14 protein-coding genes and 1 tRNA gene are annotated in these 25,248 nt (G+C 43.4%); 7 read left to right on the top strand and 8 right to left on the bottom strand.

All coding sequences use genetic code 11. The features are described 5' to 3' along the window. Nucleotides 1–53 precede the first annotated feature (53 nt). A complete protein-coding gene (gene scpA, locus HMPREF0999_RS07570; RefSeq protein WP_005854126.1) occupies nt 54–2,201 on the bottom strand; it encodes a methylmalonyl-CoA mutase in 2,148 nt (715 codons plus the stop codon). A gap of 12 nt (nt 2,202–2,213) precedes the next feature. Beyond that, the gene (mutA, locus tag HMPREF0999_RS07565; RefSeq protein ID WP_009018005.1) at nt 2,214–4,073 is read right to left on the bottom strand and encodes a methylmalonyl-CoA mutase small subunit; all 1,860 of its coding nucleotides are present in this window, start codon (nt 4,071–4,073) and stop codon (nt 2,214–2,216) included. A 271-nt stretch (nt 4,074–4,344) separates the two neighbouring features. On the opposite strand from mutA, the gene HMPREF0999_RS07560 reads away from it, so the two are divergent. From HMPREF0999_RS07560 to HMPREF0999_RS07545, 4 genes are all read left to right on the top strand, one after another. Next, nucleotides 4,345–4,416, top strand: a tRNA-Glu gene (locus HMPREF0999_RS07560). Nucleotides 4,417–4,511: 95 nt separating this feature from the next. Then, nucleotides 4,512–6,005 carry an NAD-dependent epimerase/dehydratase family protein gene (locus HMPREF0999_RS07555; protein ID WP_009275594.1) on the top strand — a complete coding sequence of 498 codons (1,494 nt, stop codon included), beginning with the start codon at nt 4,512–4,514 and terminating at the stop codon, nt 6,003–6,005. A gap of 126 nt (nt 6,006–6,131) precedes the next feature. Continuing rightward, on the top strand, nt 6,132–6,347 hold the full coding sequence (locus HMPREF0999_RS07550; RefSeq protein ID WP_005854120.1) for a winged helix-turn-helix domain-containing protein: 216 nt from the start codon (nt 6,132–6,134) through the stop codon (nt 6,345–6,347). A 104-nt stretch (nt 6,348–6,451) separates the two neighbouring features. After that, nucleotides 6,452–7,300 carry a sugar phosphate isomerase/epimerase family protein gene (locus HMPREF0999_RS07545; protein WP_009275593.1) on the top strand — a complete coding sequence of 283 codons (849 nt, stop codon included), beginning with the start codon at nt 6,452–6,454 and terminating at the stop codon, nt 7,298–7,300. 85 nt (nt 7,301–7,385) lie between these two features. On the opposite strand, the gene HMPREF0999_RS07540 is transcribed toward HMPREF0999_RS07545, so the two are convergent. Then, nucleotides 7,386–8,591: an ectonucleotide pyrophosphatase/phosphodiesterase gene (locus HMPREF0999_RS07540; RefSeq protein ID WP_009018003.1), complete on the bottom strand. Its 1,206-nt coding sequence runs from the start codon at nt 8,589–8,591 to the stop codon at nt 7,386–7,388. Between the two features lie 81 nt (nt 8,592–8,672). Further along, on the bottom strand, nt 8,673–12,026 hold the full coding sequence (locus HMPREF0999_RS07535; RefSeq protein WP_009275592.1) for a TonB-dependent receptor domain-containing protein: 3,354 nt from the start codon (nt 12,024–12,026) through the stop codon (nt 8,673–8,675). A gap of 436 nt (nt 12,027–12,462) precedes the next feature. On the opposite strand from HMPREF0999_RS07535, the gene HMPREF0999_RS07530 reads away from it, so the two are divergent. Then, nucleotides 12,463–15,753, top strand: a complete 3,291-nt coding sequence (locus HMPREF0999_RS07530; protein ID WP_009275591.1) for a TonB-dependent receptor domain-containing protein — start codon at nt 12,463–12,465, stop codon at nt 15,751–15,753. A 60-nt stretch (nt 15,754–15,813) separates the two neighbouring features. Here HMPREF0999_RS07530 and HMPREF0999_RS07525 read toward each other — a convergent pair whose 3' ends face one another. After that, nucleotides 15,814–17,817: a tetratricopeptide repeat protein gene (locus tag HMPREF0999_RS07525; protein WP_009275590.1), complete on the bottom strand. Its 2,004-nt coding sequence runs from the start codon at nt 17,815–17,817 to the stop codon at nt 15,814–15,816. Nucleotides 17,818–17,952: 135 nt separating this feature from the next. On the opposite strand from HMPREF0999_RS07525, the gene HMPREF0999_RS07520 reads away from it, so the two are divergent. Continuing rightward, entirely contained in the window at nt 17,953–18,903 is a 951-nt protein-coding gene (locus tag HMPREF0999_RS07520; RefSeq protein ID WP_009275589.1) for an SPFH domain-containing protein, read from the top strand. A 28-nt stretch (nt 18,904–18,931) separates the two neighbouring features. After that, nucleotides 18,932–19,132 (top strand): Arc family DNA-binding protein, encoded by a 201-nt coding sequence (locus HMPREF0999_RS07515; RefSeq protein WP_005854106.1) that lies wholly within the window; start codon nt 18,932–18,934, stop codon nt 19,130–19,132. Nucleotides 19,133–19,164: 32 nt separating this feature from the next. Here the strand turns inward: HMPREF0999_RS07515 and HMPREF0999_RS07510 are convergent, their stop codons facing one another. From HMPREF0999_RS07510 to HMPREF0999_RS07500, 3 genes are all read right to left on the bottom strand, one after another. Then, nucleotides 19,165–20,208 carry an SPOR domain-containing protein gene (locus HMPREF0999_RS07510; protein WP_009275588.1) on the bottom strand — a complete coding sequence of 348 codons (1,044 nt, stop codon included), beginning with the start codon at nt 20,206–20,208 and terminating at the stop codon, nt 19,165–19,167. A gap of 90 nt (nt 20,209–20,298) precedes the next feature. Then, nucleotides 20,299–21,831, bottom strand: a complete 1,533-nt coding sequence (locus tag HMPREF0999_RS07505; RefSeq protein WP_009275587.1) for a SusD/RagB family nutrient-binding outer membrane lipoprotein — start codon at nt 21,829–21,831, stop codon at nt 20,299–20,301. An 11-nt stretch (nt 21,832–21,842) separates the two neighbouring features. Then, complete coding sequence (locus HMPREF0999_RS07500) at nt 21,843–25,220, bottom strand: SusC/RagA family TonB-linked outer membrane protein (RefSeq protein WP_009275586.1); 3,378 nt, start codon at nt 25,218–25,220, stop codon at nt 21,843–21,845. Between the last annotated feature and the right edge of the window lie 28 nt (nt 25,221–25,248).

The following is a 25,248-nucleotide window of genomic DNA, read 5'->3' as shown; positions in this document are numbered from 1 at the left end:
AAATCAATTGTCCAGCCTCTCTTTATTAAAAAACCGTAAGGTTTAAATGCTATTTATTCGCCTAACAAGATCTCTAGGATCTGGCAAGCTGCCTTCGATACGGAAGTACCCGGGCCAAAGATAGCGGCAACGCCAGCCTTATACAAGAAGTCATAGTCTTGAGCCGGGATTACACCACCAGCGATAACGATGATATCCTCACGACCTAATTTCTTCAACTCCTCGATAACCTGCGGAACCAACGTCTTATGACCAGCGGCCAAAGAAGAAACGCCCATTACGTGAACATCGTTCTCTACAGCTTGACGGGCAGCCTCGGCCGGAGTCTGGAACAACGGTCCCATATCTACGTCGAACCCACAGTCAGCATAACCGGTAGCAACAACCTTAGCGCCACGGTCATGTCCGTCCTGACCCATCTTAGCGATCATGATACGAGGCTGACGGCCCTCTTTCTTAGCGAATTGCTCGCAAAGCTCGCAAGCTTTCTGGAAGTCTGCGTCTTTCTTAGTTTCTGATGAATACACGCCTGAAATAGTTCTAATGATTGCTTTATAACGACCTACAACCACCTCGCAAGCATCGGAGATCTCTCCCAATGACGCACGCAAGCCGGCAGCCTTAACAGCCAACTCTAATAAATTGCCCTTCTTCGTCTTCACGCACTCCGTGATATCAGCCAAAGCTTTTTGAACAGCGGCTTCGTCACGGTTAGCACGCAACTCCTTCAAAGCGGCGATCTGCTCGTTACGTACGGCTGTATTATCAATCTCAAGGATATCGATCGGATCTTCCTTCGGCAAACGATATTTGTTAACACCAACGATGGTCTGAACACCAGAGTCGATACGAGCCTGTGTACGAGCGGCCGCTTCCTCGATACGCATCTTAGGAAGACCTGTCTCGATGGCTTTCGCCATACCACCCATGCTCTCGATCTCTTGGATCAACGCCCAACCTTTATGTACCAATTCATTCGTCAAAGACTCTACATAGTAAGAACCAGCCCACGGGTCGATTTCCTTACAGATCTTAGTCTCTTCCTGAATGTAAATCTGTGTATTACGAGCGATACGAGCGGAGAAATCGGTCGGCAAAGCGATCGCCTCATCCAATGCGTTCGTATGCAAAGATTGTGTATGTCCTAATGTAGCGGCCATAGCCTCGATACAAGTACGTCCTACGTTATTGAACGGATCTTGCTCGGTCAATGACCAACCGGAAGTCTGGCTATGTGTACGCAATGCCAATGATTTCGGGTTCTTAGCGCCGAAGCTCTTCACGATCTTCGCCCACAACATACGAGCCGCACGCATCTTGGCGATCTCCATGAAGTGATTTACACCGATAGCCCAGAAGAATGACAAACGGGGAGCGAACGCATCCACATCGATACCGGCGTTGATACCGGCACGAAGATATTCCATACCGTCGCACAACGTATAAGCCATCTCGATATCAGCCGTAGCACCAGCCTCCTGCATATGATAACCGGAGATAGAGATAGAGTTGAACTTCGGCATCTTCTGAGAGGTATACTCGAAGATATCAGCGATAATCTTCATGGAGAACTCAGGCGGGTAAATATAGGTATTACGTACCATGAACTCTTTCAATATATCGTTCTGGATCGTACCGGCCATTTCCTCCAACTTAGCACCTTGCTCCAAACCTGCGTTGATATAGAATGCCAATACCGGAAGCACACCACCATTCATGGTCATGGAAACAGACATCTTGTTCAAAGGAATACCATCGAACAACACTTTCATGTTCTCCAAGGAACAGATAGATACACCCGCTTTACCTACATCACCAACCACACGTTCGTTGTCGGCATCGTAACCACGGTGAGTCGGAAGGTCGAACGCAACGGACAAACCTTTCTGACCGGAAGCCAAGTTACGGCGATAGAAAGCGTTAGACTCCTCAGCGGTAGAGAAACCCGCGTACTGACGGATTGTCCAAGGACGCATAGCGTACATACCGCTGTACGGGCCACGTAGATAAGGAGGCAGACCGGAAGCATAGTTCAAGTGCTCCATACCCTCCAAGTCTTCTTTTGTATATACAGGTTTCACCTCGATATGCTCGGGTGTTTTCCAATTGGGCTCGATACCATTGGCTTTTGCCCATTCGGCAGCGTTTGTAGCTGCGAATCCGGCATTCTTTATATCTATGTTTTTAAAATTTGGTCTCATAATTGTTTATACTTAAGCGATTCCTAATTTAGCGTTGAATGCTTTCAATGTCTCAAGCACATTGCTCTTTACATTTACGAACTGGTCGATACCTTGAGCCTTCAAGTCGTCCGCGCAAGCAGGAGCTCCGGCTACAACGAATTCGGCACGTCCGGCCAAAGCCTTGTAAGCAGCAGGAGCGAATTCAGCATACTCGTCATCACTAGAGCAAAGAACCACTATCTCAGCACCCGCCTTGACTGCAGCCTCAACACCAGCCTCAACCGTATCGAAGCCTAAGTTATCAATTATCTTATATCCGGCACAAGCGAAGAAGTTAGCGGAGAACTGTGAACGAGCCAAACGCATCGCCAAGTTACCGATCGTCAACATGAATACCTTCGGAGTCTTGCCACTCTTCTCTGTCGCCATACGCAAAGCCTCGAATTCGGAAGCGCCGCGAGAGAAATCAAGAGCCGGGATCGTTGCCTCGCCGCAATGACCACCGCCACAACAGCAAGAACCTTTTTCCTGAATCTTATCGGCAGCTACTTCCGTGAAGTTAGGATACTGGTTAGAACCCAACAGGATCTCACGACGGGTAGCAACCGCTTTCTTACGAGCTACATTCGAAGCGTTAACGGCATTCTGGATCTCACCTGCGTTCACGGCAACGGAGAATCCTCCTTTTTCCTCAACCTCCAAGAACAACTTCCAAGCGACATCAGCCAAGGAATTCGTCAATACCTCTACATAATAAGAACCGGCAGACGGGTCAACGACCTTATCCAAGTGGCACTCTTCCTTCAATAATAATTGTTGGTTACGTGCGATACGCTCAGAGAAATCGTCTGGAGTCTGGTAAATCTTATCAAACGGGCGAACCGTGATAGAGTCTACGCCGGCAAGAGCGGCAGACATAGCCTCAGTTTGAGAACGAAGCAAGTTTACGTGAGCATCGTAAACCGTCATGTTCCACTCTGAAGTCTGTGCGTGAGCAACCATCTTGCAAGCGCATTCGCAGGCCGGCTTATAAGCGGCTACGATCTCGGCCCACAACCAACGAGCCGCACGGAACTTAGCGATTTCCATGAAGTAGTTAGAGCTGATACCAAAATTGAATTTGATTTTCTTGGCAACCTCGTCAGCGGTGAAACCAGCCTCGGTAAGTTTTGCCATCAATTCGTTACCCCAAGCCAAGGCGTAACCTAATTCCTGAGAAATGTAAGCGCCAGCATTGTTGAAAAGGAACGCATTTACAGCCAATACACGGTAGTTAGGCAAAGCCTGTCCAGCTTTGAGCACAGCTGCGGCACCTTCTACCCACTCACTGTTTTCTTTACCTTTTACTAAAGGTTTCTTGAAAGCGTCATAGTTTACAGAACCGTAGCACTTCTCTGCGTCGACACCCTTGCCTTTGAAGTAGTCAGCCAAGATACCGATCAACTTCTCCGCTTTGCAGTTGCAAGTGTTGAAGTTCAATTCTACGGAAGCCGGACAAATACCTTCTAATAAAGTAGCTATATTCTCCTCGTTCACCTCATCACCTTTGATGATGAACCCAAGAGAAGTAACACCTTTCGTCAAAAGGTCAAGTGCTTTCTCGTTAGCACCCTTGAAGCAGCAAACTTCAATGTTCTGGCGTACCTTCCAATCGTTGTCTTTCTTCGTTCCACGAACATAAGGGAATTCACCGGGAAGAGACTCTGTAGTCTTTAAACCCTCGATGTCTTCTGCACGATAGAAAGGATTTACATTAAATCCTTCGCCTGTCTTCCAAACAAGCTTTTTCTCAAACGGTACCCCTTTCAGGTCGGCCGTTATCTTCGCCATCCACTCTTCAGTAGACACAGGTGCGAATTCTGAGAAAAGTTTTTCTTTAAGTTCTGCCATAATATTAGTTGTTTATTAAACTGGTATTAGTAATGTTCAATACTATTTTGTTCAATTACAGATGGCAAAGGTAGAATAAATAAACAGTACCGACAATGAAAAAACAATGAAATCGCAACTACTTTTAACGCCTTTTAGTGGTATTCTCCCCGTTTTCTTGGCATTTTGATAAAAAACACACTTTTTCTTCAAAAAAACTCAGTCCAACTATTGCAGAATTAAAAAATATATCTACCTTTGCATCGTCAAACAAAAACAATGACATCTAAATGGTGGATTCGTCTAACGGTTAGGACACATGCCTCTCACGCATGTAATACGAGTTCGATTCTCGTATCCACTACAAAAGCTCTCAACCTATTGGTTGGGAGTTTTTTTTTATATACCTTCGCTACCCGATAGTATCCTAAGATTTTTATTATACACTTAAATTATATCATGAAAAGTAAAAAGACCGTCTTTCTGACCGGAGCCACCGGGACGATGGGCCATGCCGGATTGGTCGAGTTGTCCAAGCGGCTAGATCGTTTTAATATAACACTCTTGGCTCGTCCGAGCAAAATCAATAAAGAGAAGTTGGCCACCTATGAGGCCGTGGCAGGGATCCGTATCGTTTGGGGAGACTTGACGAGTTATCAGGATGTCCTAAATGGAGTAACAGGAGCGGACTACGTATTACACGTAGGTGGAATGGTTTCGCCGGCGGCGGATTATTTCCCTAAAAAGACCTTGAAAGTAAACACGACCGCCGCTCAACACATCGTGGATGCCGTAAAAGCGCAACCGAACGCAGATCAGATCAAGGTAGTCTATATCGGCTCCGTGGCGCAAACCGGCCACCGTAACGCACCGGTTCATTGGGGACGTACGGGAGATCCGATCAATATAAGTGTTTATGACCATTATGCCATCTCAAAGACAATAGCCGAACGTATTTTCGTGGAGTCGGGTATTAGACATTGGGCGTGCCTTCGCCAAACCGGTATCTTATGCCCCGAATTATTATTCAAGGGTTCGGACCCAATCACATTCCATGTACCGCTAGACGGCGTGCTGGAATGGGCTACCGCCGAGGATTCCGGTCGCTTACTAGCGAATGTATGCGAGGAAGAGGTGCCGGATGAGTTTTGGAACCGTTTCTATAACATTAGTAGCGGCCCATCTTTCCGCCTGACGAATTATGAGTTTGAGAGTAAATTGTTAAAAGCGATCGGCTGTCCCGCCCCGGAGAAAATATTCGAACCGAACTGGTTCGCTATCCGTAATTTCCACGGACAATGGTATACCGATTCAGACCTATTGGAAGGATATCTGCATTTCCGCAGTAACCAAACTTGCGACGATTATTTTAAATGGATGGCCAGCCAAGTCCCTTGGTATTTCCACCTAGCAAAGATCGTCCCTCCTATCTTCATAAAACTGGGTATGGGAGCCATCGCTAAAAAGCCGGGACTGGGAACCCGTAACTGGATCAAGAACAGACACCAAGATCGTATATCCGCCTATTTTGGCTCGTATGAGGATTGGCAAGCAATCCCGGGTTGGGATAAGATCCGGACAAAACGCCCCTCCGAAACACCCGTCTTTCTGGATCATGGTTATGATGAAAGTAAGCCGAAGTCGGAATGGGATATCGAGGATATGCGTAAAGCCGCAGAATTCAGGGGAGGAAAATGCTTGTCCCCGGCCATGACAAAAGGAGACTTATCGACTCCGCTCGATTGGGAATGCCAATTCGGTCACCGTTTTAAGGCCTCTCCCACATTAGTATTATTAGGAGGCCATTGGTGCCCGGAATGTTTACCGCTCCCTTGGAATTACGACGAGATCGCTAAAGGAAATCCGTTCTTTGCCCAAGTATGGTATCCATTCCACGATAAAAAGGAACACAATGTATACGATGAATCCATATTCGCTGACTTCAAGGAATAAAATTCAACGCATCAAGAGATTTTTGTTTTTTAGATTATTTATCTCAACGCAACATACTTTTACCGGATATTATCTGTTATAACAATATAAGCACTATATACCATAAACATAAAAACAGATTTTATCATGACAAAAGGATCGATCGGATTAAATGCAGGAGCTATCTGGAATTTGCTTTCAGATGGCCAACATTGGAGTTTTGAGGCGTTGAGAGCAAAATCCGCTCTAACAGATGCGGATCTATGGTCCGCTATCGGTTGGCTCGCTAGAGAAAATAAGATTGAAATTGATAACACCAGCAGCCACCCTATCTTCTGTCCGGGTACCAACTTTTATTTTTAAATGACATTTATGATATTTCATTGCGAAGGATTTCACTTTCTTCGCAATGAAATCTTCAAAAAAGTACTTACTTTGTAACCCTAACGAATAAAAACAATACGATTATGAATCCTACTTTCGGAGCTTCCATCCTTTCTTGGATACCACCTATGTGGACACCAGAAGGCGGTCTTTTCGCCATCCAGCAAGCATCTGTCGCCGGTTTTGATTTACTGGAAATCTTATTGCCTCCTTCCATGGAGTTCGACGCTCCAACCGTAAAGCGACAATTGAAACAACACGGATTGAAGGCGACTTGTTCTCTCAACCTTCCCCAAGAAGCGCATATTCCTTTTTATCCCAAGGAAGCGACTCGCCTGATCAAGGCGGCGCTGGATAAAGCGAGCGAACTGGAGGTTGATTACTTGGGAGGTGTCTTACATTCCGGCATCGGGGTCTTCTCCGGCAAACAGCGAACACGGGAAGAAGAGAATACGCTTTGTGAGGTATGGGCGGAGGTTGCCGAATACGCCGGCCGATCCGGAATCACGATCGGTATAGAGCCGATCAATCGCTATGAAAGCTATATGTGTACCTCCGCGGAGGAAGTCTTGCGCTTTATCAAACGCATAGACGCTCCGAATTTATCTTTGCATCTGGATACTTTCCATATGAATATAGAAGAGACTAGTTTCTATGAACCGGTTATCGCCGCAGGCAGCCGACTTCGCCATATTCACATGACTGAAAGCGACCGGGGAATGCTAGGTGAGGGAAACGTACGCTGGGATGATTTGTTCCGGGGACTACAGGAAATCGATTTCAATGGGAACTTAGTTCTGGAGAATTTCTCCAATTCCGTTCCCGGCATGGCGGAAGTCGTATCTCTTTGGCGTCCATCTAAATACAACGCAGATGAGCTAGCTAAAGGCAGTCTCGCTTTCATGCGTAAGATGACATGCGAACATCAATAAGGCATCAATTACTGCAACCGGCTTTACAGTAGTACTGCAAGGCCCGTGCAGTAAATCTCCATTTAGAAAGTAGCGCGAAGTCCTATCATTTAAATAACCGCTGAACGACAGCGCTATCTCCATCATTCGGGGCGGGCTGTATATTCAATAAGCGTGCGATCATCAAATAGAGGTTCACGTTCGCCATTTGCGGAACCTCTACGTGTTTCTTGAACGAGGGACCTGCCGCATAGAATATAGCCTCCATCTCCGGTGTAAAATTATCGTAACCATGTGTCGCCGCATAACGGGGAGATGATTTCTCGCGGAATTGCACATACGTTCCAATATGTGGAGAAACAACCAGATCACTAACTCGAGGATTCTTTCCGTAAACCAATTTCTCAGGGATCTCGTTTTTCTTCCATACGGTTATATTCGGCACTTTCTGTAAAATCGCATAGGCAGTATCCACATAGGTTTTCTTCGGATATAATAATGTAGGAACACCATCAAAGACATAATCGAAACTATCCCGGGGTAGATAATCATTCAAGTTCACATATCTCTCGGGATAATAGGTGGCCATTCCATGATCCGAGAGAACGATAAAATCGATCTTATCGAAAATATCCAGCTTACGGGCTTCCGTGAAGAAATGATTCAAGACTTTATCCAAGTTCTCTACCACATCCAAGGTTGCCGAGGAATCCGGGGTAGCGGAATGACCTATCGCATCCGGCTCTTCCATATACCACATAATCAAATGAGGACGTATATCTTCCGGCAACTTCAGCCAAGAGATCACGGAATCAGCACGATCTGAAAAAGAAACCGATTTATCAAACGGCTTCCATATTGAAGGCTGGCCACTCGCCAAAGGCACCTCGCTACCGACCCAATAGAAGGAAGCGGTACGAACCCCTTGGCGTTCCGCCGTATTCCAAATAGGTTCTCCACCATAAAATCGCGGATCCAGGTTTCCCATCCGGTATGAACTATCAAGCTCCGCGTCATAAAAGAAATTATTTACCAAACCATGGTGATCCGGATGCAATCCGGTAGCCATGCTATAATGATTCGGGAAAGTCACGCTGGGATAACATGGGCGAAACGTGGAGCGAACCCCTACATTCGCCAAAGAATCCAACGTCGGAGTATGAGCACGTGAGGGATAATCAGAGCGGAAACCGTCCATTGATAAAACTACGACATAACGATCCGATCGTTTTTTCGTTTGGCAACCGGTAAAAGCCAATGAACAAATACAAAAGAAACTAACGAGTAAGAACTCAATACGATTATTCCACATATCATTAAATTAAAAAAGAGGTCCACAAAGATAGTGAACCTCCTCTAATTATTAAATTTTATCTAATGAAAGATTTTTCTTTTAGAAGATATACTTGATACCGAATTGCATCTGCCAACGAGACACATCGTTCAAATTATCCTTGAAGGTCTCATCCAAATCTTTCGCCATCGTATACTTCAACGTATAGTTGTTCGCCGCACTCGGGCCTTGTCCTTTCGGGATCGTCAAGAACTGATATTGCTGATTACCCAAAACGGTTGTTTGTACCACACCCCAGTTACGATTCAACAAATTCAAGAAGTTGGCGATATTGAAACTAAAGCGCAAGGTATGTGAGCGACCATTCTTCTGGTAAATCTTTATATCATGAGAAACGCTCAAATCCAATTGATTTGCGAACGGAGCGACAGCACCGTTACGTTCGGCATACTCACCTCTATGCTTGCTCAAATAAGGATCTTGCTCGATAAAGGCATTCATCGCTTTCCATGCATCTTCTTGGCTATCGAAATCGCCCGGTAACAAATGATCTTTTACCTCGTCAAAGTTCGCAGGGATATACATCAAGTCGTTGGAGAACTGAGAATCGCCATTCGCGTCACCATTATAACAATAAGAATAACGGAACGGACGATAACGCTGATAGATCAAACCAAAACTTGTTGCCGCATATTTACTCCAGTTAGCCGTATAAGAAGCGGACAATAACAAACGACCATCAAAAGAACCTGCCGTATAACCTACTTCTTCCGCATTTCCGTCCAAGGCCGCACGGTACTTCCAAGCGGAAGTCGCCACAGACGATGTTCCGTCTGTTACACCTCTAGACTGCCCGAAAGAGTAAGATCCATTCAAATACAATCCCTTCAAGATTCCATCAACAAAGTTTTTCTGCAACTGGAAGGTCGTATAAAGCGAATGTCCTTTGCTGGTATTACGCAGCATCACGACATGATTCGCGGCCTTTTGATTTCCTTCCCTATCGCTATAATAGCCATTATAATATGGACGTGCGTTACCCGCTCCACCGTCATTTACAAATTGCTCGGTCCGATACAATCCGATATTGTCATGATAAATAGCGTTAATGTCTTTTGAGTACAGCAACTCTACGGTAGCTACCCAGCCATCACCAAACTTATAATCGGCAGCGATATTACTTTTCCATAAGCTCGGATATTTAAAGTCCGGATCCGTAATCGCTATATCCGAACGGGTAGCGCTACCTTCAGCCGGTTTATAAGTATCCATATTTCCGGTAAAACCTAGCGAAGGTCTGCCATCGCTAATGATATTGTCATTCTTGTCCTTTACCGCCCGGACATTCAAGTCACCAAACAAAACGCCATTGTTGCCGGCTTGATTACTGATCCATACATAAGGAGGAGTACCCGTGAAGAGTCCCGTACCACCACGGATCTGCAAACTTCCATTCTCATCGTCAAACGGTTTGTAGTTAAAACCAAATCGAGGAGAGAACTGAGGTTTGGCGTTCGGATATTTAGAAACATCGATCTTGATGCCATCCCGATAGGTCTCGGCGGCGACTTTATCATTCGACTGCAAATCAGTCATAAAGAACGGAACATCAATACGTAAACCTAACGTCAAGTTCAATTTATCACTTACCGTCCACTTATCTTGGGCATACAAACCTAACTGGAATACATTTATCTCGGCGAATGGAAAATCATCCGTCATCGAATATCTTTGCGCATAGTACTGGTACCCCGTAGAAGAAGAATTCGTAATACCTGTCACATTGGAACCAAATCCAAAATCTTTCGGATTAAACTCACGGATATCAAATCCTTGTACACTTCCGTTATGAGCGGCCATGTATTGTTTTGTAGCCAATACGTTGAACTTGAAATCATCGACAGAGTTAAATACCCAAGAACCCGGATAGTTTTGAGCGAAACCATTCTTAAAGGCGCGATAGTCACTTTGCGTTCCAACCGTAATCTGATGTTTGCCAAAATTCATCAAGAAGTTATCCTGTATCTGCCAGATATCACTGTTCAACTGGTTATTATAGGAGTTTGCCTCGGTTCCGAAAGTCGTATAAGCATTGTTATCACCATCCAAGATATCCACTTGCGGGAAGTAACCACCATCCATATCGCGATAATCACGCAAACGGGAATAACCGATCTTCAAATAATTAGACATACGGTCATTAATGGTCGTATTCAAGTCGGCCATCCAAATATTGAAGTTATTATTCGTCCGGTAGAAAGAAGAAGAGAACGGAATAGCGAACGCATTCGGTCCACGTCCGTTATTCGGCGCACCGGAAGTAGAAGGGTTATTCGTATTAAACGATTTCAAATAATAATATTTTAAGCTCAACACATTATTTGAGTTGATATTCCAGTCTAAACGAGCCGTGATTCGATCCGCTTGAGTATTTGTCTTATTCACGTCGAATTTACCCGGATTATACCCAAGCTCATCACCTAAGAAATCAGATAAACCCTGCAAGACTGTCGCATCCGCCGCAGAATTAGCGGTCGTATAAGAAATCGGTTCCTCCTGACGATCCATCTCACCATTGATGAAGAAGAATAACTTATTCTTAATGATCGGACCGGATAAACTGATACCGTATTGGTGATTAGAGAACTCTGAAACACCAATCGTCTCATCCTTCACACGATATCCCATCATAGACGGACTCTTCGTGTACATATATACAGAAGCATGAAACTCATTCGAACCGGATTTCGTTACGGAGTTAATACCCGCACCCGTGAATCCTCCATTTCGAACATCAAAAGGAGCGATCATCACCTGTACCTGCTCGAGTGCCTCCAAAGAAATCGGTTCCGTACCGGAAGCTCCAAGAGCAGAAGCCAGACCAAACGAGTTATTAAAGGAGGCACCGTCCACCGTTACATTATTAAAACGGTAAGAGACACCGCCAAAATTCTTTCCGCTACTCATCGGGGTTAATTTCACGAAATCATCCAAAGAACGGTTAATCGTAGGCAGCTTATCCATCTTCTCACGAGTGATGATTTCCTGCGCACCTGTACGGCTTCCTGAAATAATGGGGTTCTTATCCGCAACCACGACTACCTCATCGAGAGCTTGGGTATCTTCCCGCATTACTACATTCAGTTTCAGATCCTCACCCAAAACCAAGTTTATTCCTGTCCGGCTCTCCGTATTGTATCCAATATAAGAGAACTCTACCACATAAGGGCCTCCGATACGAAGGTTGTTAAAAGAATAAGAACCATTCGGCTGGGTAATCGTGTAGTATTCGGTACCCGTTGGCGTATGCGTAGCCTTGATATTCACTCCGATCATCGCTTCCGATGATGTATCCGTGACTTTACCACTCATACTCGCCGTCGTCACCTGAGCATGTATGGATATTCCCACGCACAACAAAAGTAACGTTAAAAGTAGATAAGTTTTCCTCATACAAGAAGTATTTATATTTAAAATAATTATAACATTTTTGTATATCGCCGCAAAGATAGGGATTAGATATCTCTTTTTGTCACAAACTATATATAATATTCATAGCATTAACATTCCTCACACAGATCTCCAGATTATTATTCTCAACCAATCACATCCATAATCCAACAATATGCAGGAAAAGCGTCTATAATTCTTTTAAATCACCGCCCAACAGGGAATGTTAGTTAAGAATCATCAAATTAAAAATTTCATAAAGAACCCTCTTGTTTTGCCAATACAAGCCATCCATCTCCGAATAAGGACATTACTCAATTCCGCCCCGTCACAGCAACTTCATGAATATGAAACAAGTATTAAATAAGAAACATACAATGATATTAAAAAATAACCCATAACTTTGCGAAAGTTTTTATTACATTAACTATTTTAAATTATGAGCAGACATTTACAGACGCTATTCCTTTTAGCTGTACTGAGTTTCTTGTTTGTCATCCCGACACAAGCACAGGTAACAACAGCCAGTATGAGTGGAACAGTTATGTTTCAAGATGAACCCGTTATTGGTGCGACCGTTTTGGCGGTTCACGAACCTTCTGGGACAAATTATGGTACGATCACAAACGTTGACGGACGCTTTTCCTTACAAGGTATGCGTACAGGAGGTCCATACAAAGTTACGATCTCTTACGTTGGTTATCAATCTGCCGTTTATTCCGGCATTACCCTGCAATTGGGAGAGAACTACAACTTGAATGTTAAGTTGAAAGAATCTTCTGAGACCTTGGACGAGATCGTAATCACAGCGGCGAAAACGAAGTTCAATACGGAAAAGACGGGTGCGACAACCAATATCTCCTCGTCACAGATCACCTCTTTACCCACCATTAACCGTAGTATCTCCGATATCGCACGCCTTTCTCCTTATGCCTCCGACATGAGTTTTGCCGGTGGCGATGGCCGTTCCACGAACTTTACGGTAGATGGAGCGAACTTTAATAACAACTTCGGCCTTTCGGATAATCTTCCCGGAGGCGGTAACCCGATCTCTATGGACGCTATCGAGGAAGTACAAGTGGTAATCGCCCCGTTCGATGTCCGCCAGACAAACTTCATTGGTGGCGGTATCAACGCTATCACCAAATCCGGTACAAACACATTCAAAGGTTCCGCTTACACTTACTTCCAGAACCAGAATATGCGAGGAAACTCAATCGATGGAGAAGACTTGGGCGCACGTGCTAAGGAATCCAAAACGATTTACGGAGCTACGTTCGGCGGTCCGATCATCAAGAATAAATTATTCTTCTTCGCCAATGTAGAGGTGGAAAAACAACCGCAACAAGTGATCAAATGGAGAGCTCGTACCGAAGGAGAGCAACCGGACGAGAATAACTACATATCTCGCACTACACTCTCCGACATGCAAAAGGTATCCGATTTCTTAAGAGATAAATATGGTTATGATACAGGATCAGCCACGAACTTCCCCGCAGACGAAAAGAATTTGAAATTGTTAGGTCGTATCGACTGGAATATCACGAATGGCCATAAATTGAGCGTACGGTACAACTATACAAAGAATACCGCATGGAACGCTCCCAACGCTAACTCTATGGATGGTGGTTCCGGCTCTCGTCTGTATAATACAAGCCGTGTAGGTTACCAATCCATGTCTTTTGCCAACAGCATGTATTCCCAAGACAATAAAGTGTCTTCCGTATCCGCTGATTTGAACAGTCGCTTCTCTGATAAGATTTCCAATCAGTTACTTTTCACTTATACGGATATCGAGGATATGCGCGGAACCAACTCTTCCCCTTTTCCCTTCATTGATATCTTGGCAGGTAAAGATGCGGAAGGTAACCAAATCATGGAGCCTTATATGAGTGCCGGATATGAATTATTTACTTACAACAACGGCGTGAAGAACAAGATCACAAGTATTATCGATAACTTCACTTACTTTGCCGGCGACCATAAGATCACAGCTGGTATCAGTTTCGAGCACCAACTTGCTAGCAATGCTTATATGCGCAACGGTACGGGATATTATCGTTACAGCAGCTTAGATGATTTCTTGAACGGTGCCGCTCCTGAAACGTTCGCATGGACATACGGTTACAACGGTGTTTCCGACCCGAAAGCTCAGGTTACTTTTAACCAGATCGGATTCTACGCACAGGATGAGTGGAACATTCGTCCGAACGTGAAGTTAACTTATGGTATACGTTTCGATGATTTAATTTTCGACAATAGTGATCTTCAAAGAAACGACGCAATCTACGATCTTGATTTCGGAGGCAAACATATCGACACCGGCAAATGGCCTAAGTCTAGAATGCAAATATCCCCTCGTGTAGGTTTCGTTTGGGATGTGTTCAAGGATAATTCCTTAAAAGTACGTGGTGGTACAGGTATATTTACCGGACGTTTACCCTTGGTATTCTTTACGAATATGCCGACAAACTCGAATATGGTACAAAATGCCGTAGTATTCGGTACAAAATATGAGAATGGAATTGCGGTAAGTCATGATTCCCGTCTGGATCAATTGGCTGGCGGCATGATTACGAATGTAGACGATGCGATCAAGAAATTCGGCCTTCCTACCACGATAGAGAATCCGGTTGCCGGTTCTAAGATCTCTGGCGTAAAGGACAACTTCAAGATGCCACAAATATGGAAAACCTCCTTGGCTGTAGATTATCAGCTCCCTACTTCCTTCCCATTATCCGTAACCGGCGAGTTCATCTATAACAAGAACATCAATGCCGTAACCCTTGAGAATATCAACATCAAGGACCCGTCAAATTGGGAACATTTTAACGGAGCGGATAACCGTTTGATTTATCCATCTGATTATACGTATGTATCCGGTAAGAATGCGGTTGTATTAACTAACACATCCAAAGGACATGGTTATACCGCCAATGTTACGGTTAACGCTCAACCCGTAGAGGATTTGAACATGATGTTGGCTTATACGCACACGGAATCCAAAGAAATTTCCGGTCTTCCGGGTAGCGACCCTGTATCTACATGGCAGGGAATGTTAACGATAGACGGACCGAATTTCGCAACCGTACAACGTTCACGGTATGTAGTGCCCGACAAGGTAATCGCAGCGATCAATTATAATCTACCCTTCCGCCATAAAGGTCTGCTCAGAAAAACAAGCTTAAATCTGTTCTATTCCGGTTATTCCGCTTCCGGATATAGCTTCGCTTATACGAATGATATGAATGGCGACGGTATCAATAATGATATGATGTATATCCCGAAAGATGACAGTGAAATCAAATTCAAGAATGAAGCAGATAGAACCGCTTTCTGGAACTTCGTAGACCAAGATTCTTATTTAAAGAATCACAAGGGAGAATACGCTGAGGCTTATGCCGCACGTGCACCTTGGGTACATCGTTTCGACCTTCGTATTACGGAAGATTTCTCATTCAAGGCAGGTAAAACCGAACATCATTTCCAATTGAGCCTTGATTTCATGAATATCGGTAATATGATCAACTCGAAATGGGGTGTAATGAAGAACGCATCTTCTTCCAACGGTTGCCGTATCTTGAAATATGAAGGCATGGATGATAACAAGACTCCAATTTTCTCCATGTATAAGATCAATGGTGAATATCCGACTGAGACTTATTCTTATAACCGTATCTATACTGAATGCTGGAAAATGCAGGTTGGTATCCGTTACATCTTTAATTAATCAAGAGATATAACTCCATAAAAAAGGCGGGAAATAAATTTTCTCGCCTTTTCTATTTCATCATATATCCTCTCCCCCTCGCAAGGCATCCGCAATATCTTGATGCTGCTGGGCTAATTCGTCCTCTCCTATCGCCCGGAACCCTTCCGCTAGATATTCGTGGGAAGCCGCATGTTTAGGTTTGATGCTTATCGCCTGCTGGAAATCCAGAATAGCTTCATCGTAATATTTGAGTTTCAATAGGCATTTTCCACGGTTATAGCGAGCCTTAAAAGACTTCGGGCTTAATTTTACCGCCTTGTTTAAACAAACCTGAGCGTCATAGTCCTCACCTATATCCAATAAAGTAACCCCTTTGCGTACCCAAGCTTCCACATAATTCGGATTCAAATTCAAGGCCTTATCAAAACAACGGATAGCGGCATTCGCGTCATGGGCCTTCGTTATGCACTCGTTGCCCATCAAGTAATATTCATGCGCATACTCTTTCTGGGTCTCACGAAGCGAATGCAACTCTTCCCGCAAAGCCTTAATCTGTGCCTTTTGACTATTCAACGCTTGCAATTTCAAACGAAGCAGCCGTTGTACCATCGGATTATCCAATTCATTCCGTTTAGATACAGCGGCGGCAAAAGCCTCGACCGCCTCTTGCATATTACCTAGCCGAAATCCCTGAGCCGCCCGACCATATTGTAGTTCCGCCTCACTTTCCTTGAGGCTTTTCTCTATTAACGCTTGGTTGTTGAATATTTGGCTGAATTCCACGATCTCTTTCCGGATAAAGATATCCCGGGAAGAGATCTTGCTTTTTAGCACCAATCCCTCCAATGAGGTACAACGGCTCAACGCCACATAGGTTTGTCCCCCGGCGAATACACCCCCGGTCAAATCAACTACCACCCGGCTAAAAGTCAAGCCTTGACTCTTATGCACCGTGATCGCCCAAGCCAAACGAATCGGCAATTGTTCGAACGTACCGACAATCTCCTCCTCGATCCGTCTCTCTTTCTCGTTATATTTGTATTTATAATTTCGCCATGAGGTAGGTTCCACCAAATGTTCCACACCGCTCTCCAGCAAGACATAAACATTTCCATTCTCATCGATACCCGATACCATACCAATCGTTCCGTTTACCCAACGACGCTCATAATCATTATCGATAAAAATAACCTGCGCCTGTTCCTTGATGGATAAATTCAGCTGGGTAGGTAATGAGGATTCCGGAAAATCCCCCTCGATCTTTCCCACGGAGACATATTCTTCTCCGGGAAGTTCGGCCAACTTCTTCTCATTGATAAAATCAACCTGATCCCGGCGAGTGGCCAGCGTAATATACATATCCTCATTTTGCGGTTCGAAAGACGGAAAATAACGACCGTTCAACGTATCCAACTCCTGTTTTCTAGCGGCATTATTACGAATCCGATCCAATACATTGATAAAAACAGGATCGGTCTGGCGATACACCTTTTGCAACTCGATCGGTACTAAATTGATATCCTTGAACACACGAGCCGAGAAAAAGAAAGGGCTCGCATAGAACAAACTTAAGATCTCTTTTTGATCCGACGGAACAACCGGCTCCAACTGGAAGACATCTCCTACAAACAATAACTGCTTTCCACCGAAAGGTAATCGCATATTGCCGGAGTAAACTCTCAAGATACGATCTACACAATCAATAATATCCGCCCTCACCATCGATATCTCATCAATGATAATCAAATCGACCTCCGCTATAATCTTCCGTTTCTCCTTCGGATACTTGAAAAACTCAAAGATACGACCATGCGACAAACTTAAATCCGGATCATCCGGCAACATCGGCCGGAAAGGAAGCTTGAAAAAAGAATGCAAGGTAACGCCACCTGCATTTATGGCTGCGATTCCGGTAGGAGCCAGCACCACATACTTTTTCTTCGTATGATTACAGATATACTTCAAAAAGGTAGACTTGCCTGTCCCGGCTTTCCCTGTAAGGAAAACGGACTGGCGAGTGTGAGTGATCAGTTGCAAGGCATCCTGAAACTCCTTATTGTTCGTGTCTAACTGAAAGTCCAAGCATGTAATTTTTAGATGAGACAAAGCTATGAAAATATTTACAGATCACTCTAATAATATCCCTCAAAATATTTGGCAGTCTCCATAAAAATCACTTATTTTGTGATATCAAATTAATATCAAATATAAATCATCATGAAAGCAACTGAAAAGACATTCAACGGACTGAGAATCTCTGGGTTTCTTGCCCTTTTTCTCATACTGGCTCTATCGGGTCTTAGCTGCTATTTAATCGCAGGCATAAATGAGACTTGGAGCGTAATCACCGGCATCGTCGGACTCTGCCTGTTAGTGGTTTGTTTATTGGGATTCATGGAAATCGAGCCCAACAATGCCCGAGTAATGCTCTTTTTCGGAAAATATAAAGGGACAATTACTGATAACGGATTTTTCTGGGTCAATCCACTTTACAGCAAAAAGAAAATCACGTTACGTGCCCGTAACTTAGATGTCCCTCCTATCAAGGTTAACGATAAGGTCGGCAATCCGGTTATGATCGGGGCCGTGATGGTATGGAAAGTCAAGGATACTTATAAAGCGATGTTCGACATCGATTCTTCGTCCATTAGTATCTCCTCGAATAAATCATTCATATCACTGGGAGAATCCTCTGAATTATCCCAACGAATGCAGAATTATGAGAATTTCGTGCAGATACAAAGTGACGCCGCCATCCGTAAGATAGCTGGCATGTATGCCTATGATTATAACGAGAGCAAAGATCCCGTCACCTTACGATCCGATGACGGGGAGGTCGCTCAAAAACTGGAGGAGGAATTAAACAGCCGTTTGGCGATAGCAGGCATTGAGGTATTGGAAGCCCGTATCAATTACTTAGCGTATGCTTCCGAGATCGCCGGAGTCATGTTACGCCGCCAGCAAGCGGAAGCAATTATCGCCGCCAGAGAACGGATCGTGGAAGGAGCGGTTAGCATGGTTCAACTCGCCTTGAACAAACTGGATAAAGACAATATTGTGGAACTGGATGAGGAACGAAAGGCCGCAATGGTCAGTAATCTGTTGGTTGTCCTTTGTGCTGACGAGGCAGCGCAACCTGTCGTAAATACCGGGACTCTACATCATTAATGTAAGAATTTAATATTAATACTAGTATATGGCCAAAAAAGATAATACTGTCAAAAGCTTCATCCTGCGGGTGGACGCTGATATGATGGAAGCTATCGAAGCTTGGGCTGCGGACGAATTTCGCAGCACCAATGGCCAAATCCAGTACATTCTGGACCAAGCCTTACGAAAGGCAGGACGGTTGAAGAAGAAAAGACTGCCCCGGCCACAAAACGACGACAAGTCATAAAAAAAGCCTGATCTTTCGATCAGGCTTTTTTATTAACGGCTAATGAACAGCCAAGCATCTTTATACTTTTCTATTTTTCGAAGTGTCGCCATGTAGCTCTCGGCATCCGCCCGGTTATTAAACTTATCCGCATAAATACGATATTTACCATCACGAACCACCTTGCTTACATTTTTACATTGCGCACGGTCTACACCGGATATATACTCATTCGCCTGCTCCTCTGTCGGGAAACTCGCTATCACGATATGATACATCTTCTTCGGTGCCACGGATTTCACTTTCGGAGCGGGAGCAACAAGCTCTTTCTTTACCTCAGGAGCAGAAGCCGCTTTGGCAATCTCTGTCTCCTTAGTTGCTTCTATTTTGGGAGTTACCTCCGCTACCATCTCGTCCTCTTGGGATACTTGAATTTCCTCCAGCTGAGAAATCGGTTCCTCAAACCTATAATTTATCATCTCCGTAGGAACAAAACTAGCTGTATAAGCGGACAGGTTTACTTCTTTCACCGGAGTCGAAACCACAAAGAATAATGCGACAGCAGCAGCTGACGCCGCAACACCCCGGATCAACTTACGACTAACCGGGATATAGAACACATCTTTCTTTTTCTTACCAGTAAGTAAGGCAACCTCTTCCCGCTCTTCCTCCAACGATCGCAAAACCGGAAAATGAAACGATGATAAACCATACGAATCCGCATTAAATACCCCAGAATCGCCCGGCGTAAAAATGGTCTGCCCTTCCTCTCCTATAGAGAAAGTCCCGATTCGCCCCAATGTTATCCGCTTGTCTTGTTCCAAAGAAACATTCAAAGCCTCGATATCCTCTTCCAACATCAATTGAGCTTTCCGGTAATCAACGCCATACGTCTGCATATACGACTCGGAAAGCAAGCCGTCTGTATGCTGTAGCGTTACATTGAACATAACCTCTTTACGCATCGGCCGAAACGAATGTTCCTCTTCCTCATACGTCGCCGGCAAGATTTGCAGCACGAAACCACCAAACTTCGGCAAGATCACACAATCATGCGTCAGCAATAAGCGTTCAATATGTGTTATTATCCTTAACATAGAGACAAAGGTAAATATCTTTATAGAAATAACAAAAAAAGAGCTCTTTTTTCCTTTGAAATGACCCGGAAAATTATATGCATGACATTCTCATTTCAAAATCCACATGACACCCATATAGTCATCCGACCCTCCATACTGGTCGCTAATTGATTTTGAGACATTATCCATATTGTAATCCAACTCTTCCGATGGATACATCCATCTTAACGGCATTTTATCAGAAGGTATATTCCTATTCGATTTCGGATTTATCGGAATATTCGGTACACCTGTCCTACGATATTCAAAGAAAGCATTGTAAGGTGTTTGAAGAAAGGTCAATATGTACTTTTGCCAAATAATCTGACTCAACTGTTCTTGAAAATCACTAGCGAACTTAACGCCTTGGTTTCCGAGATATTCTTGAATATAGGCATCTGTTATTTTTCGATTATGATGGAACATAACATCATCGGGGGTATTATCCGCCACAAACCGCATTGAAGAACGAACGCCTTCCTCATAATACTCATTGGGACTTTTTGAGATAAAACCTCTCAGAGCCATCTCAGCCAGTATAAAATTTTGTTCTTGATAACTCAAGAAAAATACAGGCTCGCCCTCCGGCAGTTCCTCGTAGCGATCATTTATTTGAGAAACAGTTCCCCCACTCACAAAAGTCAAGATCTCAGACTCCGGTAAGGTCGGGTCTACTCCACCATAAGCATCCCATTCCGAGGGATCCAACTTGGCTTCTTCTGAGCTCGGTGTCGGTTTCGCATAATAAAATAAACGATAATCTTTCAAGGCTTTCAATTTATCAACAAAAAGATCAGTCATCCTGTCATTATTCACAAAACTATTAATTTCCTTAAAATAAGGATATTTCTGTCCAGCCTTATTAGAGTACACAACTTGGAAATTATCCGCAATCGACTCAAAAACAGGTCTGTTATTGATAATCTCATTGATTCTTTCCCGAACCTTTAAATCCGGATCATCGACCTTTTTATACAAATTAAGAAGCAACTTCAATTGCATAACATTCACAGCCTTACGCCATTTCGTCACATCCCCTCCATAAATATAATCACCCTCAAAATTAGTACCAGCACTAAAGAGACGGTCCGCCTCATCCAATTCATTCAATAACCCGAGAAAAACATCTTTTTGAGAGTCATATTTCGGGAAATACACCTCTTCATCCTCAGCTCTTAAAGCTTCAGAATAAGGTATGTCCCCCACTTGCATTGTCAAATTGAAGAAAAAGAAAACCCGTACGAAATGAGACAATGCCGTATAGGAGTTTTTCAACTCATCATTCGTCGCAAAATCAATCATCTTCGAGGCATTCCGCAAATCTCTCAAAGCATCATAATTTGCTCCACCCAACAAATTGAATGCCAGATCTATATCATTAGCCTCTGTCCACGACAAATACTTAGCTAACAATTCATCCCGGATAAAATCCTTTCCATTCCCATTTTTATAAGTGGTAATATCACGTAACAGTTCTGTTGCCAACATCGCAGATGTTACTTTGTTAGTTGAGTCGGGATTTGTATTTACGCTTTCGAAATCATCACATCCAACCATACCCAACAAAACCAGTCCGCATATCAATATATTTTTAATTTTCATACGTTTAGCTTTTAAAATTCAACTTTCAAGTTTACACCTACATACCTTATAGACGGAGAAGATATATCCTCGCCCTCAATATCCTCAAAGCCATCCGGATCCGAGAATCTAAAATCTTTGGTCAACACAAATAAATTCTGTCCGATAAAGCCTACATAACAGCTATTCATACTTAACTTACTAATAAACTTCGTCGGCAAATTATATCCGATTGACATTTCCCTCAATTTCAAGAACGTCTTTTTCTGAACTAATTTATCTGGATTATTATGGCTGCTTCTTACAAAATCCTCATAAGAAGTCTCGATATCATTCGGAGCGAATACCCGCGTATCTGATGTAATCCTGCCATATTGATCATATTTGACCTCGCCTGATACAATCTTGACACCTTCACCCACATAATTTTTCTTGCCATTCACCACCTCATCATATCTCCATTGATTGTCCGTATCCGGATGAGCGCCGGTTTCCAACATGTGGAATTCCGTATTCGACCATGATTTTCCACCAATACGGCCATCAAAATTGAGTGTCAGCGTAAAGTTCTTATACTTGAATACATTCGCTAGACCATACTCTAAATCCGGATCCGTATAACCAATCAAAGAGCTATATTGGCTCCTAGACATCAAGCCATTCGTATTAATAATATAATTACCATCCGGATCTTTGTCATAGCCTTTATATGAATAAGAATCCGTACGAGCGCCCACGTATGTCCACAAGTTATCCGGGCTGAAGCTCTCATCCAATTTAGCGTAATACCTCTTGCTCGTCGAAAGATTCAACGACACATCCCATGAGAAATCACGGACTTGTACCGGAGTAGCGTCAATAGAAATCTCCACTCCCCGACGAACATATTCTTCGTCAATATTCATCAATCTCGATTTATATCCCGTAGCGGAAGATATCCTTTGGCTGATCGTATTATTATAAGTCAACTTATTGAAATAACTCACATCTAATTTCAAGCGATGTCCTTGCAAGAAATGAATACCCGTACCTATTTCCCATGTACGATTCGTGATAGGCTTCACGTCGCCACGCAAATAATCCGGATAACTAGCCGTATTCAAGCCATCCCAAACATTCTGTTTAATCGTATAGGCCCGATCTAAATCATAAATAGCTAAATCAGTTTTAGAGACTGTCCACGATCCTCTCAATTTCCAGAAGGGTATCCAATCCGGCAAGCTTATTATATTAGAAGGAATAATACTCACTCCCACGGAAGGATAAAAATATGATTTATCATTTGAAGGCAAAGTAGAAGACCAGTCATTACGCCCTGTAGCCTCCAGATAATAAGTATCCTTATACCCCAATGTCAACGTACCGAACAGACTATTCACTTTTTTCGTCTTAGTCTCCGCATCCACGATCGGACTTTCTACGGAAGCTTTTATCGAATAAAAACCGGGAACAGACAAGCCATTCTTCGTGGAAGCTTCCAGATTCTTTGTTTTCGTATAATAAAGAGAACCTCCCAATAAACCGTCAACACTAAAATCACTCAGCTTCTTGTTAAACAGCAAGAAGAAATCATAATTCATGGTAAAACCAGTCTTCTTGCCCTCTTTATAATAACCCAGCGCTCCGTCTTCCCAGCCACCACGGCCTTTAGAGATCGTTCCCACCGAAGAACGAGTCACATTGTTATTCGCATAAGCGACTCCTCCCGCACGCAATTGCAATTTCATCCAAGGGAGTATCTCGTACTTAAAAGACAATGAACCATTCGTCGTAAAATTATTTATCGACTTAATCTTCTCATAAGCCTCAAAATAAGGATTATCATACCAATCCGTATAATGCCAATTCTGCTTTTCATTTGGGACAAGCCAATAATCCTTGTAATCCCGCAGATCATACTCCGGACCTGTCCATAATAAAATATTGTACATATATCCGGTACCATATCCATACCCAGCCGTATTCGGCGCAGATTCCTGCGTAAAGTTCATACTACCTTCCACGCTCGCCTTATTGCCTAGTTTCAGCTCTCCACCAATATTATACCAGAATTTATTCTTACGTGAATTCGGATATTGATTCTTATCATACAAATAAGACAAAGAAGTGCGGATGCTTCCATTCTTACCAGAAGATGATACACTGACCGTAGTATTACTGATCATACTAAACTCCAAGAAATTCTTAAAATTATTCTTACCCCTCGAAGTCAACTCCATTTCCCGATACTCTTTCTTAATAGGATCCCATTGCGTATAAACACGACCAATATCCAACTTATCGCCCCAGACATAATCTATATTATCAAATTTACCTCCAGACCCGGCGCTATAAGCCGTCTGCACCTCCGGTATTTTTAACTGTCCGGCATTAAACATATTACTGGTATTTACCTCTATAGAAAAGCCCTTATCACCCCCTTTCTTGGTGGTAATCATGATCGCTCCATTACCACCTCGGGAACCATACAACGCAGAGGCCGTAGCCCCTTTCAACACAGTGATGTTCTCAATCACATCCTGGTTGAAATCACTAAACGCTTGATTTGTAGGAACGCCATCTACGACAACCAAAGGCTCCTCTCCACGTAATTTTATCTTAGGAGCGACCCCAAATTCCGTAGAATTATACACTCGCATGCCCGAGATCCTACCACTTAAACTCGTCGCGATATTCACGCCCTTAACTTTCTCCAATTCATCCCCCTTGAACTTTTGAGTAGCATAACCTAACGCTTTCTCTGAACGAGTAATACCCAAAGCGGTAACGACAACTTCCTCCAAGGCTTTTGAATCTTCATCAAGCACTATTTGGAGAACTTTTTTATCCCCAACAGGAACCTCTTTTTCTTGAAAACCGACATAAGATACCATTAGCACATTCCCAGCGGAAACATCCAAGGAAAAGTTTCCGTCCAGATCACTAATAGTGCCGTTAGTCGTTCCTTTTTCTACTACATTCGCACCAATCACGGGATCCCCGTGAGCATCTTTCACGACACCTGTTATTTTTACCTTTTTCGTCTGTTGACTAGCAATCGGTAAATCCTCTTTTTTCGTGTCTCGGCGTACGATTATTTGACGATTATTAATAATATACTCAATATCCGTTCCGCTGAATAATTTATCTAATATTATCTCTACAGACTGATCCCGAATATCCAGATTAACTTTCCTATGCAAATCAATGTTAGAACCATGATACACAAAAATAAACTCACTGTTTTTCTCAATGTATTCAAATACATCTTCTACCGTACGATCATTCATTTGAATGCTTAGCATAGTCCGCTGCGCATATAGGGAAGACGCATATATCGCAGATCCTCCAAAACTTACCAGACATAAGGCTAAACCAAGACTTTTGAGAAAATGATTTGATTCTCGGCAGAAATCTTCTTTTTTCTTCATACCTTTGTAATGTTTTTTCTTTAGTACG

Source organism: Parabacteroides sp. D25 (assembly GCF_000307475.1).
Lineage (GTDB): Bacteria > Bacteroidota > Bacteroidia > Bacteroidales > Tannerellaceae > Parabacteroides > Parabacteroides distasonis.
The sequence above is the reverse complement of the archived record's forward strand: the minus strand, read 5'-3'. Positions and strand labels throughout refer to the sequence as shown.

Bases quoted from the DNA above. Each gene is read 5' to 3' on its own strand.
- HMPREF0999_RS07520 (WP_009275589.1), top strand. From the start codon at position 17,953: ATGAAAGCAACTGAAAAGACATTCAACGGACTGAGAATCTCTGGGTTT.
- HMPREF0999_RS07545 (WP_009275593.1), top strand. From the start codon at position 6,452: ATGAATCCTACTTTCGGAGCTTCCATCCTTTCTTGGATACCACCTATG.
- HMPREF0999_RS07505 (WP_009275587.1), bottom strand. From the start codon at position 21,831: ATGAAAATTAAAAATATATTGATATGCGGACTGGTTTTGTTGGGTATG.
- HMPREF0999_RS07535 (WP_009275592.1), bottom strand. From the start codon at position 12,026: ATGAGGAAAACTTATCTACTTTTAACGTTACTTTTGTTGTGCGTGGGA.
- HMPREF0999_RS07555 (WP_009275594.1), top strand. From the start codon at position 4,512: ATGAAAAGTAAAAAGACCGTCTTTCTGACCGGAGCCACCGGGACGATG.
- mutA (WP_009018005.1), bottom strand. From the start codon at position 4,073: ATGGCAGAACTTAAAGAAAAACTTTTCTCAGAATTCGCACCTGTGTCT.
- HMPREF0999_RS07540 (WP_009018003.1), bottom strand. From the start codon at position 8,591: ATGTGGAATAATCGTATTGAGTTCTTACTCGTTAGTTTCTTTTGTATT.
- HMPREF0999_RS07530 (WP_009275591.1), top strand. From the start codon at position 12,463: ATGAGCAGACATTTACAGACGCTATTCCTTTTAGCTGTACTGAGTTTC.
- HMPREF0999_RS07510 (WP_009275588.1), bottom strand. From the start codon at position 20,208: ATGTTAAGGATAATAACACATATTGAACGCTTATTGCTGACGCATGAT.
- HMPREF0999_RS07550 (WP_005854120.1), top strand. From the start codon at position 6,132: ATGACAAAAGGATCGATCGGATTAAATGCAGGAGCTATCTGGAATTTG.
- scpA (WP_005854126.1), bottom strand. From the start codon at position 2,201: ATGAGACCAAATTTTAAAAACATAGATATAAAGAATGCCGGATTCGCA.
- HMPREF0999_RS07515 (WP_005854106.1), top strand. From the start codon at position 18,932: ATGGCCAAAAAAGATAATACTGTCAAAAGCTTCATCCTGCGGGTGGAC.
- HMPREF0999_RS07500 (WP_009275586.1), bottom strand. From the start codon at position 25,220: ATGAAGAAAAAAGAAGATTTCTGCCGAGAATCAAATCATTTTCTCAAA.